The sequence below is a fragment of the Vannielia sp. genome (genome assembly GCF_029212645.1).
Lineage (GTDB): Bacteria > Pseudomonadota > Alphaproteobacteria > Rhodobacterales > Rhodobacteraceae > Vannielia.
Map to the genome: position 1 here is coordinate 1 of NZ_JARGND010000024.1, position 17,957 is coordinate 17,957.

The 17,957-nt window shown below is 61.2% G+C and carries 12 protein-coding genes and 1 tRNA gene; 5 read left to right on the top strand and 8 right to left on the bottom strand.

All coding sequences use genetic code 11. The annotated features are described in order from the left end of the window. The first annotated feature begins 219 nt into the window (after nucleotides 1-219). Both P1U55_RS09345 and P1U55_RS09350 read left to right on the top strand, forming a co-directional pair. Nucleotides 220-1,617 carry a mechanosensitive ion channel domain-containing protein gene (locus P1U55_RS09345; protein ID WP_301047308.1) on the top strand — a complete coding sequence of 466 codons (1,398 nt, stop codon included), beginning with the start codon at nucleotides 220-222 and terminating at the stop codon, nucleotides 1,615-1,617. Nucleotides 1,618-1,684: 67 nt separating this feature from the next. Continuing rightward, nucleotides 1,685-1,759: transfer RNA gene (locus P1U55_RS09350), tRNA-Gln, on the top strand. Nucleotides 1,760-1,873: 114 nt separating this feature from the next. On the opposite strand, the gene P1U55_RS09355 is transcribed toward P1U55_RS09350, so the two are convergent. From P1U55_RS09355 to torC, 5 genes are all read right to left on the bottom strand, one after another. Then, nucleotides 1,874-4,225 carry an ATP-binding protein gene (locus tag P1U55_RS09355; RefSeq protein WP_301047309.1) on the bottom strand — a complete coding sequence of 784 codons (2,352 nt, stop codon included), beginning with the start codon at nucleotides 4,223-4,225 and terminating at the stop codon, nucleotides 1,874-1,876. A gap of 63 nt (nucleotides 4,226-4,288) precedes the next feature. Beyond that, nucleotides 4,289-4,711, bottom strand: coding sequence for a hypothetical protein (locus P1U55_RS09360; protein ID WP_301047310.1), 423 nt, complete (start codon nucleotides 4,709-4,711; stop codon nucleotides 4,289-4,291). Between the two features lie 274 nt (nucleotides 4,712-4,985). Continuing rightward, complete coding sequence (gene torA / locus P1U55_RS09365) at nucleotides 4,986-7,445, bottom strand: trimethylamine-N-oxide reductase TorA (protein ID WP_301047311.1); 2,460 nt, start codon at nucleotides 7,443-7,445, stop codon at nucleotides 4,986-4,988. A 153-nt stretch (nucleotides 7,446-7,598) separates the two neighbouring features. Further along, on the bottom strand, nucleotides 7,599-8,234 hold the full coding sequence (locus tag P1U55_RS09370) for a molecular chaperone TorD family protein (RefSeq protein WP_301047312.1): 636 nt from the start codon (nucleotides 8,232-8,234) through the stop codon (nucleotides 7,599-7,601). Beyond that, nucleotides 8,227-9,402, bottom strand: a complete 1,176-nt coding sequence (gene torC / locus P1U55_RS09375) for a pentaheme c-type cytochrome TorC (RefSeq protein ID WP_301047313.1) — start codon at nucleotides 9,400-9,402, stop codon at nucleotides 8,227-8,229. Before torC ends, P1U55_RS09370 begins: the two co-directional genes overlap by 8 nt. A 54-nt stretch (nucleotides 9,403-9,456) precedes the next feature. On the opposite strand from torC, the gene P1U55_RS09380 reads away from it, so the two are divergent. Further along, the gene (locus P1U55_RS09380) at nucleotides 9,457-10,236 is read left to right on the top strand and encodes a response regulator (RefSeq protein WP_301047314.1); all 780 of its coding nucleotides are present in this window, start codon (nucleotides 9,457-9,459) and stop codon (nucleotides 10,234-10,236) included. A 51-nt stretch (nucleotides 10,237-10,287) separates the two neighbouring features. Here P1U55_RS09380 and P1U55_RS09385 read toward each other — a convergent pair whose 3' ends face one another. The 3 genes from P1U55_RS09385 to P1U55_RS09395 form a co-directional block, all read right to left on the bottom strand. Beyond that, nucleotides 10,288-12,798, bottom strand: coding sequence for a cation:proton antiporter (locus P1U55_RS09385; RefSeq protein ID WP_301047315.1), 2,511 nt, complete (start codon nucleotides 12,796-12,798; stop codon nucleotides 10,288-10,290). A 94-nt stretch (nucleotides 12,799-12,892) separates the two neighbouring features. Further along, nucleotides 12,893-14,125 carry a lytic murein transglycosylase gene (locus tag P1U55_RS09390; protein WP_301047316.1) on the bottom strand — a complete coding sequence of 411 codons (1,233 nt, stop codon included), beginning with the start codon at nucleotides 14,123-14,125 and terminating at the stop codon, nucleotides 12,893-12,895. 61 nt (nucleotides 14,126-14,186) lie between these two features. Continuing rightward, nucleotides 14,187-15,800 carry a choline dehydrogenase gene (locus tag P1U55_RS09395; RefSeq protein WP_301047317.1) on the bottom strand — a complete coding sequence of 538 codons (1,614 nt, stop codon included), beginning with the start codon at nucleotides 15,798-15,800 and terminating at the stop codon, nucleotides 14,187-14,189. Nucleotides 15,801-16,375: 575 nt separating this feature from the next. On the opposite strand from P1U55_RS09395, the gene P1U55_RS09400 reads away from it, so the two are divergent. Continuing rightward, the gene (locus tag P1U55_RS09400) at nucleotides 16,376-17,362 is read left to right on the top strand and encodes a tripartite tricarboxylate transporter substrate-binding protein (protein WP_301047318.1); all 987 of its coding nucleotides are present in this window, start codon (nucleotides 16,376-16,378) and stop codon (nucleotides 17,360-17,362) included. Nucleotides 17,363-17,468: 106 nt separating this feature from the next. Continuing rightward, nucleotides 17,469-17,957 carry a tripartite tricarboxylate transporter TctB family protein gene (locus tag P1U55_RS09405; protein ID WP_301047319.1) on the top strand — a complete coding sequence of 163 codons (489 nt, stop codon included), beginning with the start codon at nucleotides 17,469-17,471 and terminating at the stop codon, nucleotides 17,955-17,957.

Here is a 17,957-nt window from a genome sequence, read left to right on the forward strand (position 1 = left end):
TGCTCAAACGTGGGAACCGGTTTTGAGCTTCTCGAACATGCGAAATCAATAAGTTGGAGCGTGTCGCGTGAATTCGAATGAACGCGACACGCTCTAGGCGCGGTTCTCAGGCAAGCCCACCGGGGGGGCGGGCAGCGGCCTGCGCCCGGCGTGAAGGGGGTTTTCCCCGCGCCGCGCCGCGCATAGCATGGGGCAATTGCAGCCTATGGATTTTGCCCGATGCCCTTTGCCTTCCGCGCCCTTTTGCTTTGCCTCACTCTCATCATCGCCCTGCCCGCCCCGGCCCCGGCGCAAGACGGCACCGCCCAGCCCACCGGCACCATCGGGGTGGACGAGAGCAACGAGCAGGACGCTGCCATTGCCAGCCGCATCCGCGCGATCCTCGCCGAGCTGGAGGGGTTTGAGGATGTGACGGTGATCGTCAACTCCGGCATCGTCACCCTGCGGGGCACCACGCTGGACGCCACCAAGGCCAGGCAACTCAATGATCTGGTGGCCCGCGTTCAGGGCGTGGTGGCGATTGAAAACAACGTCACCGCAAGCACCAATGTCGCCGAGCGGCTGAACCCTGCGGTAAAGCGCTTTCAGGAGCGGATCAGCCAGATGGTCGCCTGGGCGCCGCTGCTGCTGATCGCCGCTGCGGCCTTCGTGGCGGTGGCCTTCCTTGGGGTGATGCTGGCGCGCCTGAAGCAGCCGTGGGAGCGGCTCGCGCCCAACGCCTTTATCGCTGACATTTACCGCATGCTGATCCGGCTGGCGTTTGTGGTGGCGGGGATCGTGGCGGCGCTGGATATCCTCAACGCGACCGCGCTGCTGGGCACCATTCTGGGCGCGGCGGGGATCATTGGCCTAGCGATTGGTTTTGCCGTGAAGGACACGGTTGAAAACTTCATCGCCTCGATCATGCTGTCGATCCGCCAACCGTTTCGGCCCAATGATGCGATCGAGATCAACGGTGACGAGGGCAAGGTGATCCGCCTGACCAGCCGCGCCACGATCATGCTCAGCTGGGACGGCAACCACATTCGCATCCCCAACGCGACGGTGTTCAAGAGCCGGATCGTGAATTACTCGCGCAACCGCGAGCGGCGCTTTCAGTTCGAGATCGGATTTGAGGGTGAGGTGGATATGGAGAAGGTGCGCAAGCTGGCCGAACGCACGGTGCACGGCCTGCCCTTCACGCTCGCCACCCCCGCTGCGAGCGTGTGGATCGACCGGATCAGCGACGCTGGCATCATCCTCAACGTCACCGGCTGGGTAGACCAGACCGCCACCTCGCTGGTGCTGGCCAAGGGCGAGGCGCTGCGGCAGGTGAAGGGGGCGCTTGAGGGCGAAGGGCTGAGCGTGCCCGACACCACCTACCGCCTGCGGCTTGACCCGCCAGTTGGCCCCCTGCCCGCCCCTGCTCCGGCCCTTATGGTGGCAGAAGAGAGCGCCAAAGCAGAGCCACCGGAAGCCCCGGCGCCCAAGGCCGCAACCCCGCCGCAATCGCCGGTGGAGCAGGATGCCGACGTGGGCGCGACCAAGGAAAAAGAGCTGGAAGCGATGGTCGCCGCCGAACGCGCCGAGGGTGGCCACGAGGACGACCTCCTCGACGAAACGGTAGCGGTGGAATAAAGCCGCGAATTCTCACCATGGGGGGCTTGCCAGCGCCGCCGGGCGGCTTTATGAAGCCTCTCGCCGTTGGGGTGTAGCCAAGTGGTAAGGCAGCAGTTTTTGGTACTGTGTATCGTAGGTTCGAATCCTACCACCCCAGCCAACTATTCTCTCAAAACCTGAGATCCCAGACGGGCGGCTGAAGGGCCGCGTGATCCGTACGAATGGGTTTTTGTGTCTTGTTTTTGGATCACGTCATTCATCATGGGATCGACCTTCACACCTGGTCCGAATCCCTGCGATCACCTTGTTTTGGCCAGTCAGCTTCAAGCGCCTGCAACACCAATTCGCCCTCACTGTGCAGGTCTTCGAGCGTTTTCGACGCCTTTTCCATATCGTTGTTTTTACACTGGATTTTCAATGCCTTGGCGAGATCAACCAATCTTCGCGCCCCTATGAAACCCGAGGCGCCAATCAACTGATGCGCCAGTTCGCGGATGCCATTTATATCGCCCTTTTGCTCGCAGGCGCGCATGCCCGCCAACAGGTTGGGCAAGGTGCTTTGAAAACTGTGAACAACTTTCTGGCATCGGGAAAATCCAAGATCCGACAGCAGCTGATTGAGGTCCTGGCGACGAATACCCTGGGGTGCGTTGCTGTGCTCTGAGGCGCTATTTGACTCTTCCTCGCGCCGGACGCCGGACAGGGCGTTGGCGAGTTCGTATCGTGAGAAAGGCTTTTCAAGAAACAGGTCGATGCCCAGTTGCTGAATTTGCTCGTGGCTGTTTGCCGGGATGGCGGCGGTCATGACCACGATCGGGATTGAGCGCCCGGACTTGCGTTCGGCAACGCGCAGGGCGTCGACAACATCCAGCCCGGTGTTCTGGCCCAGCCTGTAATCGGTGATCACGATATCGAAATCGGGATTGGCCAAGGCGGTTTCCGCTTCGGGATAGGAGCGCGCCAGCGTCACATGGTTGCCGAGTTCTTCCAGGTAGGCTTCGACCACGGTGGCATTGACCGGGTCATCCTCGATCACCAGAACCCGGCAATCAGAGGCCCCTCGCGTTTGCGGCTTTTGGTCTTTGGCCACCTCGACGGCGATCGAAAACCCAAAAATGCTGCCGCCCGCCGGGTTGGGGCGATAGGCGATTTCACCGCCGAGGAACTCTACGAGGTGTTTGCAAATCGCAAGCCCCAGCCCGCTTCCACCGGAGGCGGACGGGCTGTTTTGGCCGGCTTGGGAAAAGGGTTCAAAAAGCGTGTCGACGGCGTTTTCCGGCACTCCGGGGCCGGTGTCCACGACTTCGAAACGCAGTTGATGCCGACCGTCCTCCAGAACGCATTCAGAAGTCACAACAAGGGTGACAGGCCCCTCACCGGCGTATTTCAGGGCGTTGGACAGCAGGTTCAAAAGCACGTGGCGCAACTTGTGGCCATCGCCGTGAAGGTGCATTGGCACGTCTGCGGCGATGTCGCGCATCAGTCTGGGTTGTTGGGTGCCCTCGACAAGCTCCAGAACCTGATAAAGGGCATCACAGATGGTGCCCAGATGAAAATCCTGCTTCACAAGTTGCAACGCGTCCGCTTGCGCTTTTGACAGCCCCAATACGTTTTCGATCACGGCAGAGAGCATCTCTCCAGACGCCTGGATGCTGCGCAACTGCGGGACTTTGCTAGCCGGAAGCTCGGCGTCTTCCATCAAACGGGTGAGACCCAGGATGCCATTGAGCGGGGTGCGGATTTCATGGGTGATCGTGTTCAGAAACACCGATTTTGCATGATCCGCCGCCTCAGCCGCTTTGATCGCATTCAGGTAATCGGTGATATCTTGAAGAATGATCACGCTTCCGGAGAATTTTTCACTGATATCAAGCATTTGTTGGACCGATACATCAAACAGCCGCTCGCCGTGCGGGGTGTATAATGAGACGGGATCAGAAGACGCCTCGCTGGACGAGAGCAATTTGCGCACGATGACGTGCAAGAGCGGGTTACTCAAATCGCCGTAATAGCCCGCGCCAGGGTCGTCCTCACCCAACAGCAACCTGTGCGCCGCGGCATTTACGTGGGTCGGACTGTTCTCTAAATCCAGCAGGATCGCCGGTTCTGCTATGCTTTCAAATACAGTGAGGTACTTGTTTTTTTCATTGGTCAGTTCGCGATTGCGCGTTTGCAATTCGACCAGTTGATCGGTGGCGCTTGTGGTTCCCCAGGCAGCCAGCAGGCCCACCTCGATACTGTCAAAAAGCTCCAGGATCAGGTCTCGCAATGGCTCACGTTCATCGCCGTCAGGTTCCTTTTCGCGGATCAGGTCAAGAAACGCATCGCGGTGGATTTTCAGCGCGCCGACGAAGTCGAGCACATCAACCCCCTGCGCACGATGCTGCAACGCCTGAGCCACACCAAACTTTGTGGCGTCCTTTATCGCCGCCGTATGTGAAAAGTTGGGGAGTCGGGCCGCGTCGCTGAACTGGATCAGCGGTGCGCTCAGCCCCCGGATCGAGTTGCGCCAGGCCTCTCTCAAGGTGGAGGAGTTTTTTGTGTAGGATTTTTGCTGCGCGTAAAGCAATACGCGGTCAATCAACCAATCCTCGTGTGTTTTTATCAGCGTTTTCAGGTTCAACATGGTCCGGTCTTGTGTTGGGGCGTCATTTCGCACGTCGCCTTTGTGCGTTTGGCCCGATCAAGATCACTGCACAGCGGCGCGGGCAAGCCTATCCGCGTCCTTGGCATGATATTGCAAATAGGCCCGGATCAGGAACTGATCGTCTTTCGGCAATCCGGTTCGCGGCCCCATGACCTTGAGATGGCTGGTCCATTGGTTCGCCGTGTAGTGGTGCGGGATGCGCCTTTGATGACAGGCGGTGCAACGCTGGGCGAAAAGCGGCTCTGCCCGTGCCCAGATGTCTCGCAGGCTGGGTTTCAGATCAGGGGTTTTGATCCATCCCTGAAGCTCGGTCTTCGTCCAGAGCTGCGCGGTGTCGGGGTCTGCGATCTGCTCGGAAAACACCAGCATCTCAACTGCGGAACTGGACAGGACCGCGTGCAGCACGCGAATGCCGGGAGCGGCGTAGATGGCGCGCTCTGCGCCTGCTTGTGTCCATCCTTGCATGGAAACCCGAAGCCAGTCGCCCTCGCGAGAGAGAGGGCGCAAAGGGGCCGTGACCAGCAATTTGCCTATCGGGGGCATGCTGTGATCAGGCGCGGCGCTGAGAGCGACGGTTCCGTCCAGATAGCTCACAGCCGGTGGGTTTTGGGCGTGCGTCGGGGTGCTGAGGAAAAGCGCGAGTGTCACCGTCATTGCAAGGTGGCTCAGATATCGCATGCCCGCACCTCATTGAAATCGGCGCGCGCGAACACCGCGCGCGCCGGGTTTTTAGAGTGGTTCAGCCCCCGGCAGGTGCCTCGAAGACATTCACGGCAGGAAGATCGCCGGTGAATTTTTCGACGTCGGCAAGGCCGGTATGGCCGCAGTTGGCCTGCGCCAGTTTCGAGGTGGAGATGGGAACCGTCAGGCAGTTCACGTCGCCATAAGCATCGAGCGAGCCGGGCTCTCCAGCGTTGACCGGATCATACCAACCGCCTTCATACATGCGGATGACACTTGGCCGAATGTCGTCAGACACAACCGCCCCGGCCAGCACCTGGCCACGATCGTTGAACACCCGGACAACGTCACCATCTGCAATGCCGCGCGCTTCGGCATCGGCCGTGTTGATCACACAAGGCTCGCGCCCGGCCACCGCGTATCCTTCACGGATTTTCGTTCCGCAAAGCTGCGAGTGCAGCCGATTATTGGGGTGGCCGCTGTCGATATGCAGCGGATAGGGCTCGTTGCCACCAAGCCGTTCAATGGGTTCCATCCACGTCGGGTGCGGGCCGCAATCGTCATAGCCCATCTTCTCGATATTGCGCGAGAAGATCTCGATCTTGCCGGTGGGCGTGCCCAGCGGTTCAAGCAGCGGATCGTCGCGGTAGTCGGCATAGCGCACAAACTGGCTGGCGCTTTCGGGAACCTCGAAGACAACGACGCCGGCATCCCAGAAGTCATCAAACTTGGGCACTTCTACGCCTTTGGCAGGCCCCTGTTTGGCGGCGTCTTCGTAAAAGCCCTTGATCCAGGCCATTTCGTCTTTGCCTTCGGTGAAGGCTTCGCCTGCGCCAAGCCGCGTGGCGATATCGGTGAAGATATCGAAATCGGTGCGGGATTCAAACACCGGGTCGACGATTTTCTTCATGCCGAGGATCGCCTTGAGCGAATAGTCCCCGATATGTTCGATATCGTTACGCTCATAGGATGTGGTGGCGGGCAGCACGATATCGGCGAAGCGTGCCGTTGCGGTCCACTGGAAGTCTTGCACGATCACGGTTTCCAGCTTTTGCCAGGCCTTGACCATGCGGTTGCGGTCCTGGTGGTGGGAAAACGGGTTGCCGCCGACCCAATAGACCATTTTGACTTCTGGATAGGTTGCGCGCGTGCCGTTGAAATCAAACTCGCCGCCGGGATTTTCCAGCATTTCGACAATCCGGCAAACCGGGATCGAGGCCGCGCCTGTTTCGGTTGCCCAAGCCATACCTTCAACAGCGGTTCCGCCATCCGACAGGCCCGAAAGAATGACCGAATTTGCCGAAAGCGAACCGCCATTGCCATAGTGGTAGCTGAGACCAAAGCCGCCACCCGGCAGCCCGATCTGACCCAGCATCGAGGCCAGCGTGACCAGCATCCAGTGCGATTGCTCGCCATGGTGTTGACGCTGGATAGCGTAGCCAGAGGTCAGCATCGTGCGGTTATCGGAGAAGAGCTTGGCCAGCTCCCTGATCTGGTCAGCCGGGACTTCGCAGATCTCTGCAGCCCATTCCGGCGTCTTCGGCGTACCGTCGCTTTCGCCGGTGAGATAGGGCAGGAATTTCTCGAACCCGGCGGTGTATTCATCGAGGAAATCCTGATCGTGCAGGTCTTCGGAATAAAGCGCATGGGCCACACCGAGCATCAATGCCACGTCGGTATGCGGGCGGACCGGAATCCACTCGGCGTCAAAGAACTTGGCGGTTTCGGTGCGGATCGGGTCGATCACGATCACCTTCTTGCCGGTTTTCTTGAACTCCTCCAGGTGGGCGTAGGTTTCATGATCCGGGACGACATAACCGATCTGGTTGGTCTTGACCGGATCGGCGCCCCAGAAGACCAGAACGTCGGTGTTTTCCACCACGACAGGCCACGCGGTTTGCTGTTCGTAGACTTCCAGTGTGCCCAATACGTGCGGCATGATGATCTGGCTGGCACCGGCCGAATAATCGCCCGAGTCGTTCACGAACTTGCCGTCCAGGCCGACGTTCAGGGTACGACGCAGGAGGTTTTGACAGTTGTGCAGTTTGCCGGGGCTTTGCCAGCCATAAGAGCCGGCATAGAGGCCGCCCGGGCCATGCGTTTCGCTGACGCGTCTCAACTCATTGGTGACAAGCTCCAGGGCCGTATCCCAATCGACGCGCACAAACTCTTCGCTGCCGCGATTTTCAGGGCTGGCACCGGGGCCGTTTTCCAGGAAGGCTTTGCGCACCATCGGATATTTGATCCGCGATGGCGAATAGACACTGTCCATCACCCCTTCGAGCATCGGGGTTGGACGCGGGTCCTGATCCCAAGGGGTAATCTTGGTCCAGACGCCATTTTCCACGGTCGCATTGAAAGCGCCCCAGTGGGACCCGGACAGAATATCGCCCGCTTCGGCGGCCTGAGCCGCGCCTGCGCGCAACAAGGCCGGCGCAAAGGCGCTGAAAGCGCCCAATGCGGTGGCCCCTTTCAAGAGGCCGCGCCGGGTGACGGTTTTGGTCGTATGAATGGACATCATATCCTCCATTACTTCATGGAACGTTGCGAACCCGGCAAAGGTGCGAATTCGCTGCTATCGTGAGTGTTTCAAACCGATGTGAATGGGGTATGGGGAAAGATTTAACCGCGTGTAACGATGTGTAAACGAACGGTAAACGGACCCCAATCCTCACACAGGTTCGCGGCACAGTTCGGCCGGGTGGACAGTGTCTTGCACCAAGGCCTGAGCGGCATCGGCAAAGATGCGGATCGGGTTATCCTCCGCAAGTGTGGCGCATCGCTGGTGGAACGCCGGCAGCCAGGTGAGAACCTGCTGGTCCAGAAACGCCACCGCCGGGATTGGCACCGGTTCGCCCTGTTCCTCACGCTCAAGGAGCTCTGCCGCCACCTGAAGCTGCACCCCCAGATGGTCTGCGGGTTCGCTTACCCCCTCGGGCAGTTGCATCTCCATTTCCTGCAAAAGAGCGATCATGTCGCGGGCGGGTTTCTGGAACAGCAATCCATTGTCGCTCAGATACACCGACGCATAGGGCAAGGCCGCACGCGGGCCGCCCATATCGAACGCGCCGGTAAACGCGCTGCTGATCCGGGCCTGAAGGTGCGCGAGGGTGTCTGCGTTGGCCACCGCGTCTTTCAACCAGCTTGCCGGAGATGCCAGCACCGGATCGTATTGCAGGCTTGTCAGGAACTGGCGGCCTTCAACCGAATTGTAGCTTTCCAGCTTGGCCAGATCCGGCGGGCACAGAAAGAACTGTGCCAGCCAGCGATATGCAACAACGCGCGGGATCATATGGGTGTCAGTCATGATGCGCTCCACCGGTATCTTTTGCGTGCAGTTGCAGGTATTTCTGCAACAGGCGGTACTCTTCCTTGTCGAGCGTGATGAACCGCTTCATCGCCTTCAGCGTTCCGATCCACTGGTTGCTCAGCGAATGGGACGGCTCGGGCTTGGAGTGGCACACGCCGCAGCTTGCCGTGTACATCTCTGAGGTATAGTCCCAGAGCGGCTCGATATCCGCGATCATATCTTCCGGCGCGACCCAGGCTGACAGGCTGACCTTGTGCCAGACGAGATCGGTGTCAGGGTCAGTCTCGGTGCCATGGATCTCGATCCGGTCAACGGCCGATTTCTTCACCGTTGCCTCGAAGATCCGTTGCCCGCGCAGGGCATAAACCACCTGGCCCACGCCATCCTGCTGCCACCCCTCGACGCTGACCTTGACCATGCCCTTGTCGCGATCCTCAACCTTGAGGTGCGTCGCGGCCAGAACCTGCCCGATGGCCTCTTCTCCGGCTTTGGCATTCTCTGCCGAGCCGTAAAGCGGGATTGTCTTCAACGGATAAAGGTTATCGCCATCCACGCCTTTCGCCGCCACTTCTTCAAGCTCTTCGAACTTCTTGCGAAAGCCCTGCGACAGATCCGGAAGTTTGTGCGCGATGCCCTTGTGACAATCGATACAGGTATCGCCGCGCGCAATCCCGGCTTGCATCAACTTGGCCGCGTTCGGGCTTTGCTGTTCGAAATCCATATGCTCGACCGCATGGCAGTTGCGGCATTCCAGCGAGTCATTGGCTTCCATCGTCGCCCAGACGCTTTGCGCCAACTCGGCGCGATGCGCTTCGAACTTTTCGGGTGTGTCGATCACCCCGGTCACGAAGTGGCCGTAGAGTTCGCCCGAGGCCTGGACCTTGCGGATCATCTTGGGCAGCCATTTCTTGGGCACGTGGCAATCAGCACAGACCGCGCCGACGCCCGATGCGTTCATGTAGTGCGGGGATTGCACATACTCCTTGTAAACATTGTCACGCATCTCATGGCAGGAGATGCAGAACTCCATCTCGTTGGTGGCTTCCATCGCGGTGTGAAAACCCCCCCAGAAGATGATTCCGGCGACAAAACCGCCAATCAACAGGACCCCAAGGGACAGTGCACCAGCGGGCCCCCAAAACTTATTCCATATTCGTTTGATCATTTTTACGCCTCCGTCTTGGTCTGGTCTTAGAGGGCGGCTGTAAACGTCTTACTTTTGGGCTTTGAACCGTTGGTAAAAATATGTAAACGCCGTGTAAATGACGGAGAGCGCTGTATGAAACTGGCAAAACAGATTCTGGTCGTCGAAGATGATCCGACCAGTCTTGAAGCGGTTGCCGGTTACTTCGAAGTTGAAGGTTACCGCGTGGTGCGTGCGCGCGACGCGGATGAAATGGAGCGCGAGTTAGAACGCCATGTGATTGACCTTGTGGTGCTCGATATCCGGCTGCCAGGCAAAGACGGGCTGACCCTGTTGCAAGAGTTGCGCAGCCATTCGGACGTGCCGGTGATTGTGGTGAGTGCGCGCACCGAAGATGTTGATCATATCGTCGCGCTTGAAATCGGCGCGGATGATTACATGGACAAGCCGATCAGCCTGCGCGAGCTTCTGGTGCGCACCAAGAACATCCTGCGCCGCATGGCTGTGCCGGTGACGCCCAATCAGCAGGAAGTTGAAGTTCAGGAATTCAACGGCTGGGTGCTGGATCGGGCCGCGCGTTCCTTGACATCATCGACAGGTGAAGACGTTCACTTGACCCGAGGCGAATTTGACCTTTTGAGCTTCATGGCGCAACGCCCGGGGCGGGTGTTGCAGCGCGATCAGCTTCTGGACTGTCTGGCGGGAAGGGAATGGCAGCCCTTTGACCGAACAATCGACGTGCTGATCGGACGGTTGCGCAACAAGATTGAACCCGATCAAAAAGCGCCGACGATTGTGATTACAGTGCACGGCATTGGCTATGTCTTCATGGGAAAGCCCACCGCCACGGCGTGAGGCCTGAGTGTGAATGGAGCGGCGGGGCGGCTGGCAGGGCTTTGGCAAGCCCTATTCCGGTTCCTGCGTCGAGGCGAAGGCATCGGGGGCGATGCCGCGCTTTTCGGCGCTGGCTTGCACCGCCGATTGCAGGGTTTCGCTGCGCGACAGCAGGCGGCGGAAGCGCTCTTCATCCATAATGAGCAGGGTGGAGGGGGCGATGGCGCGGGCTTCCACCCGGAGCCGTTTTTGCATGAGAATCGCCATTTGGCCAAACATCTCGCCCCGCCCCAGACGCCAGGTTTGGCCCGCACTTTCCAGCTCAACCGCGCCGGAGGCGATGAAACACACGCGTTTGGCGGTGGTGTCCTTGTGGACGAGCACATCGCCCGCATTCGCATATTTGGTTTTCAGGGCGCGGCCGAGGCGCTTTACGCTGGCATCGTCGAGGTCTTCAAACAGCGGGAATTGGCGCACCAGTTCAACCCGTTGAAGGGTGATATCAAGGTGGGGGCGCTCTTCAACGGCGGCGCGGCGGGCGGAGAGATCCTGCATCAGGGTGGTGTAAACCTCGGAGCCGATCACGCCGTCTTCGCGCATTGTGGTGTACTCGCGTTCTTCGATCCGCAGGGCCGTTCGGCGGATGAAGCGGCGCTCCAGTTCCTCGGCATATCCGGGGTATTGCAGGCGCAGCCCGTCGAGGGCCGTTTCAACGCCCTCGATGCGGCGCAGGATCATTTCTTGCAACAGATCAGCAAGGCGGCGGCCATAGATGCGGCGGATGCGGCCCTCGATGAAGGCGCCCAGATCCTTGAGGATCAACCGCTGGGACAAGAGCTGCTCAAAGCGATCCGCCGTCAGCCGGACAAGTGGCTTTGAGATGCCCATTCGGTGGTGCAGGATCACCGCCGCGCGGAAGGATTGACCATAGGCAACAGAGCGGCGCGCGGCACGCTGGTAGCCGCTGCGCCCGCCGGTGCGTGCTGCTTCGATCAGCCTGTCGGCGTTGTGCAGCACCTGTTCGGCCATGCGGGCCGAGATCGTGCGCTCGCGGACGCGTTCAAGGATGATGTCGCGCTCAAAAGCGGCGAGGGAGATGAGGCCCAGGGTCACGCGGTCTCGCTCGAGGATATCGTCGCTTTCCTCGGCGGATTTGACGGCCGCTTCCAGACGCACGCCAAATTCCTTGGCTTCGGCGCGCACGATATCATGGGTCAGATCATAGTTTTCGGCTGTTCGCGCCACGTCTTCGCGCACGGTTTGCAGGGCCACGGCGACCACCTGGCGCGACAGCGCGTCATCAATCGGGGAGAGGCGATCAAGGCCGAGCCAACGGATCACCAACCTCAGCGTTGTGCCCTGAACCAGAAGGGTAAACAGCGCGAAACCGGTGGCAAGAATGCCGACAACGCGTTGAATTTCATCGGGCACGCGCACGCTTTCGGTGACGGCGAGAGCCAGGGCAAGTGTAACCGCGCCCCGCAGCCCGCCCCACAAAATGGCCACGCGGTAGCGCCGCTCAACGGGGGGAGAAACCCGCAGCATCGTGAGCATGGGCAGCAGGCCGAACAGGATCATCATGCGGGCGGCAATCGCAGCAAGAATGACCACGCCAAGCAGGGCGAGATCGCCAAGGCGCACGTCTTCAAGGAGCCGCGGGATCAGGAGCGCGGCGAGGATGAAGATCAGCGCCCCCGCCCAATGCGCCAGCAAGTCCCAGACCTCGCGCAGGTTGATCCACGCCTGCGGCGGCAGCCGCCCCGGCCCGGTGAGATTGAGGGTAAGGCCCGCCACGACAACCGCGATCACCCCCGAAGCGCCAACGCTTTGTTCGGCGATGATATAGGCGAGGTAGGGCAGAGCCACGGAGAGCGATATTTGCGCCAGTTCGTAGCGCTCGAAGGCGGCCATCACCCAAACGGCACAGCGGGCGGTGAGCCACCCGATCAGGGCGCCGCCCAGGATGAGGCGGGGAAATTGCGCGAGCGCGTCGATCAGCGTGGGGTTGGGTGTGCCCAACGTTACAAAGCCCATGAACAGGCCAAAGAGCGCGATAGCGGCAGCGTCGTTCAGCAGGCTTTCGCCCTCGATGATCCGGGCCACCCGGCGGGGGGCCGAGATGGAGCGGAAGATCGACACCACCGCCGAAGGGTCTGTTGTGGAAACGATCGCGCCGATCAGCAGGCAGCCCATCAGCGGCAGCGTGCTGGCCCAGGAAAGCGCATAGCCCACAGAGATTGTCGCCGCGACAACCGCCACGATTGCCAGCATCAAGATCGGCACCCAATCGTCGATCATGCGCTTGAGGTTCATCCCCAAGGTCGCTTGGAACAGGAGTGTCGGCAGGAACACGTAGAGGAACACGTTCGATTTGATCGGCAGGCCGAGGATCGCCTCGGCCACGGGGTTCAGCGCATCGGTCAGGTCTGTGCGAAGGAAAAACAGCGCGCCCGCGCCGATCAGGATGCCGACACTGGCCAAAATAACGGTGTAGGGCAGCCGCAAACGCGCGGCCAGTGGCTCTGACACCCCGATCACGAGGAAGAGCGACGCGATGACCGTTGTAATCAGTACGATATCCATGAGGATTGAATATCACACGTAGATTTCAGCGCACCTGGAAATGGACGGTTGGAGCGTGATGATAGACGATTCTCCCAGGGGCGCAGAGACGGCCTTAGCGAAGCGCCTTTTTCATTGCGGCATCGGGGAAGCAGGTGGCGGGCTGGCCCTTGGCCTCTTGCCAGCGGCCTATGGAGCGGCGGGTTTTGAACCCCGCCAGCCCATCAGCACCGCCCACATCGTGGCCGCTCCGCTCCAGCGCGCGCTGCATGGCGGCGACATCCGAGCGCATCAGCCCGCCGACACGGCCCCATTTGCCCGCAAAATCGCCAACGCCATATTGAATGCGATCCCCCACATGGCCAACGAACAGCGCGTAGAGGTCTGACATGTTGTAATCTTTCAGCACAAAAAAATTGGGCGTGACAATGAAGGCCGGGCCATGGCGACCCGCGGGCAGCATCAAAAAGCCCTCGCCGGAAAGTTCCTTGCCGGGGAAGGGTTTGCCGGAGGTGCGGGTGATGCCCATGGCGGCCCAATCGCGGATGCGGCGGCCCTGGTCGGGGCCTTCGAGCGTGCAGGAGACCGACGGCGGCAGGCGTACCTCAAAGCCCCAGTCGCGGCCCTTTACCCAACCATGACGCGCCAGATATTGGCCGATGGAGGCGATGGTATCAGCCTCGGAGCGCCAGATATCGGCGTGGCCATCGCCATCGCCATCAGCGGCGTACTTCAGAAAATTCGTGGGCATGAATTGCGGCTGGCCCAGCGCCCCGGCCCATGAGCTTTTCATCACGCCGGGCGGGGCGTGGCGGGCTTGGGCGATTTGCAGGGCGGCGACAAGCTCATCGGTGAAATAGGCGGCACGGGTCGACATGAAGCCTTTGGTGGCCAGCACCTCGAAGGCGTTATGCGGGATCTTGGCGCGGCCATAGGCGCTTTCGCGGCCCCAGATCGCAAGAATGATACGGCCCGGCACGCCGGTGCGCCGCTCGGTGGATTTGAGGGCAGCGGCGTGGCGCCTGGCCATTTGGCGGCCCGTTGAGGTGGCCCCGTTGACCGAGCCTGCGGAAAAGTATTTGCCCGGTGCGCCAAACTCCGCCTGCCGCTGGGTGCGCGGGGTTTTTGGCTTGGTGCCCGGTGGCGCCAGATCAGGCAGTTTCCAGTTGAGGCGGGTGCCTTTGAAAGCCGCCTCATAGGTGGCGCGCGACACCCCTTTGGCGCGGGCGCGGGGCCAGATGGTGCTTTCGAGCCAGCCTTGAAACTGGCGCTCAATAGCGGCGCGGTTCTGGGCGGCGGCGGGGGCTGCGAGGGCGATGAGCAGGGCGAGGGCCAGGATAAAGCGCATGGCGCCACGGTAGCGGAGGCGGGCCGAAAGGGCCAGCCGAAGTGGTGCGATCAGGGCCGGATCAGGCTGGCGCTAGGGCGGCGGCCTTGATCATGTCGGCGGCTTTTTCGGCGATCATGATGGTTGGGGCGTTGGTATTGCCTGAGGTGATGCGCGGCATGATCGACGCATCGACCACGCGTAGCCCTTCAAAGCCTTTCACCCGCAGTTCGGCATCCACCACGGCAGCGGTGTCATCGCCCATCCGCGCGGTGCCGACCGGGTGGAAGATGGTGGAGGCGATGCGCGCCGCCCCATCGACCAGCTCGGCATCGCTTTGCGCCTCCATCCCCGGTTTGAACTCTTCGGGGAGATAGGGCGCGAGCGGCGATTGCTCCATGATCCGCCGGGTCAGCCGGATGGCGCGGGCGGCGGTGAGGCGGTCTGCCTCGGTGGAGAGGTAATTGGGCTGGATTTCGGGGTGAGCCTGCGGGTCGGGCGAGGTGATGCGCACATGGCCACGGCTTTCGGGGCGCAAATGGCAGACCGAGGCGGTGATCGCCGGGAAGCTGTGGGGGGCCTGGCCAAAAGCCTCCAGCGAGACCGGCTGAACGTGAAATTCAAGGTCTGGCGTGGCGATATTGGGCGCGCTTTTGGCGAAGGCGCCAAGCTGGCTTGGGGCCATCGACATGGGGCCGGAACGCTTGAGCAGATATTCCAGCCCGATCTTGGCCTTGCCGTAGAGCGTGGCCGAAAGCGTGTTGAGGGTGAGGGCGTTGTGCACCTTATAGGCGCAGCGGATTTGCAAATGGTCTTGCAGGTTGCCGCCCACATCGGCGCGGTCTGCCAGCACCTCAATGCCGTGCTCTTGCAGCAAAGCGCCGGGGCCGATGCCCGAAAGCTGGAGCAGTTGCGGCGAGTTGGTGGCCCCGGCGGAAAGGATCACCTCGCGACGGGCATGGGCCTCGGCGGCTTCTCCCTTGTGGCGAAAGGTGAGGCCGGTGGCGCGGCGGCCCTCAAAGGTGAGCCGCTCGGCCTGAGCGCCGGTGAGCACGGTGAGGTTGGCGCGGTTTTTGGCCGGGCGCAGGAAGCCCTTGGCGGTAGACCAGCGCCAGCCCGCCTTTTGGTTGACCTTGAAGTAGCCAACGCCCTCATTGTCTCCGCGGTTGAAATCATCGCTAGCGGGCAGGCCGGCGGCAATGGCGGCCTGTTTCCACGCATCGAGGATTTCCCAGCTGAGGCGCTGCTCTTCGACCCGGTATTCGCCGCCTTCGCCGTGGGCTTCATCGGCACCGGCATAGTAATCCTCGGATTTGCGGAAGTAGGGCAGCACATCGTCCCAGCCCCAGCCGGAGAGGCCCATTTGCTGCCAGCCGTCATAATCAGCCGATTGGCCGCGCAGGTAGAGCATCCCGTTGATCGACGAGCAGCCACCAAGGATGCGGCCCCGAGGGTAGCCCAGTGAGCGCCCGCCAAGCCCTTCGCAGGGGGCGGTTTTATAGCCCCAGTCGGTGCGCGGGTTGCCGATGCAATAAAGGTAGCCAACGGGGATATGGACCCAGTGGTAATTGTCCTTGCCGCCCGCTTCGAGCAGCAGCACGCGCGTGGCGGGGTCTTCGCTGAGGCGGTTGGCAAGGACGCAGCCTGCGCTGCCCGCTCCGATGACGATATAGTCGTAGCTGCCGTGGTCTTGCATCCGGGCCTCCCTGTGCTGCCCTCATGGAATAGACGGTGACGAGCGAGAAAGAAATGCAGGAATTTGTGCGCGCGCGCGGCAGGCGCGTGAGGGGAACTTGAGGCGGGGTTCGGCCACGAATCGATGGGGAAAGCGGCGGCGGATCGCGACCCGGTTGGAGAGGCGAAAGGGCCACGCGGCGCGAAAGCTGCAAAATAATCAAACGGTTTTGGCGTGGAGCGCTTGGTTTGCCGCGCCGGTGGTTTGATCCCCAGGCGCGGGATGTTTGGGCCGCGTGGGCGTGCAAAACAGCCCGCGTGGCAATCACCGTATGGTTGCGTATCCCCCAGAAAAACAGGGGTGTCTTTGACCACGGGAGCGACAGCCGCGCCATGGCGGGGCGGCGCGCGTGGCTCACTGCACGGCGATTTGCCAAGCGCCCGCAGGCCAGGGCGAAAGGGCTATGGGGATAAGGCACGAGCAATTTGGCGCGCCTTCGAAAGCCTTGAGTGAAGCGTCAGGTGTGTGCCAGCGTGGGCGATACAAAAAGACGGACCGCGCGCCGGAGGGCGCATTTGTCAAACTGGGAGGTTACTATGACAAAATTCAAACTGGGCCGCCGTGCCCTGATGATTGCCGCTGCTGCGGCCCTGTCACTGGGCCATACGGCCTACGCCGAGGGCCATCAGGTTGTGGACGAAATTCACTTTCTGATCCCCGGCGGCGCTGGCGGCGGCTGGGACGGCACGGCGCGTGGCACCGGCGAGGCGCTTACGGAGGCGGGCCTTGTTGGCACGGCGTCTTACGAGAACATGTCGGGCGGGGGGGGCGGCAAGGCCATTTCCTACCTGATCGAAAACGCCAACAGCCTCGACAACACGCTGATGGTGAACTCCACCCCGATCATCATCCGCTCGCTCACCGGCGTGTTTCCGCAAAACTTCCGCGATCTGACGCTGGTGGCCGGAACAATCGGGGATTACGCCGCGATCGTGGTGCCCAAGGACAGCCCGCTCAACAGCATGGATGATCTGCTGGCCGCCTTTGACGCCGACCCGAATGCCACCGCGATTGGCGGCGGCTCGGTGCCCGGTGGCATGGACCACGTTGTGGTGGCCATGGTGATGGAAGCGGCGGGCAAGGATGCGCTGGACGTGAAATACATCCCCTATGACGCGGGCGGCAAGGCCATGGCGGCGCTGCTCTCGGGCGAGATCAAGGCGCTTTCCACCGGCTTTTCCGAAGCGGTGGCGCTGGCGGAGCAAGGCGAGGTCAAGATCCTTGGCGTAACCTCCGACGAGCGTGTGGACGCCTATGGCGACGCCCCCACCATGAAAGAGCAGGGCATCGAGACCACCTTCATCAACTGGCGCGGCTTCTTTGGCGCACCCGGTCTGGCTGAAGACAAGGTTGCCGCCTATCAGGATGCGATCACCAAGATGTATGACACCCCCGAGTGGGAAGCCGTGCGCGCCCGCAATGGCTGGGTCAACATCCACAACAGCGGTGACGATTTCAAAGCCTTCCTGGAGAAGCAGGAAAAGGAAATCGGCGACCTGATGAAGAAGCTCGGCTTCCTTTGATCCGCACCGGATAACCTGACATGCGGCCGGGCGGCATGGCGCTGCCCGGACTCACCAAGGGGCCCCTCTGCCCCGCTTTTGCAGCTTTTCTCCCTGGAGGCTTTCGATGGCTTTGGACCGTTGGATCGCGCTCGTGATACTGGGCATCACGCTGGCCTATGGCTACGCGGCCTGGTTCACGATGGACGCATCCCTTCCGCCCTTCATGCAGCGCAACCCGATCTGGCCCTCGACCTTTCCGAAGGTCTTGTCGGTGCTGGCGGTAGTGACCGCGTTGATCATCCTGCTTGGCCTCGAAAAGACCGCACCGGGTGAGGAAAAGGAGCCGGATATCAACTATCGTCGGCTTCAGGATTATCACCTTGGCAAAGCGCTGATGCTGCTGGGCCTGATGGTGCTTTATGCGCTGGCGCTGCGCCCGATTGGCTTTTTGCTGGCGACGATGGGCTTTTTGGTGCTGGGCGCGGTGATCCTTGGTGAGCGCAAGCTTTACGTTCTCATCCCGGTGGCCGCGGTTGCGGCGGGGGTGGTGTGGTATCTGGTTGAGGGGGTTCTCGGCATTTACCTGTCGCCCTGGCCGTCGATGATTTTCTGA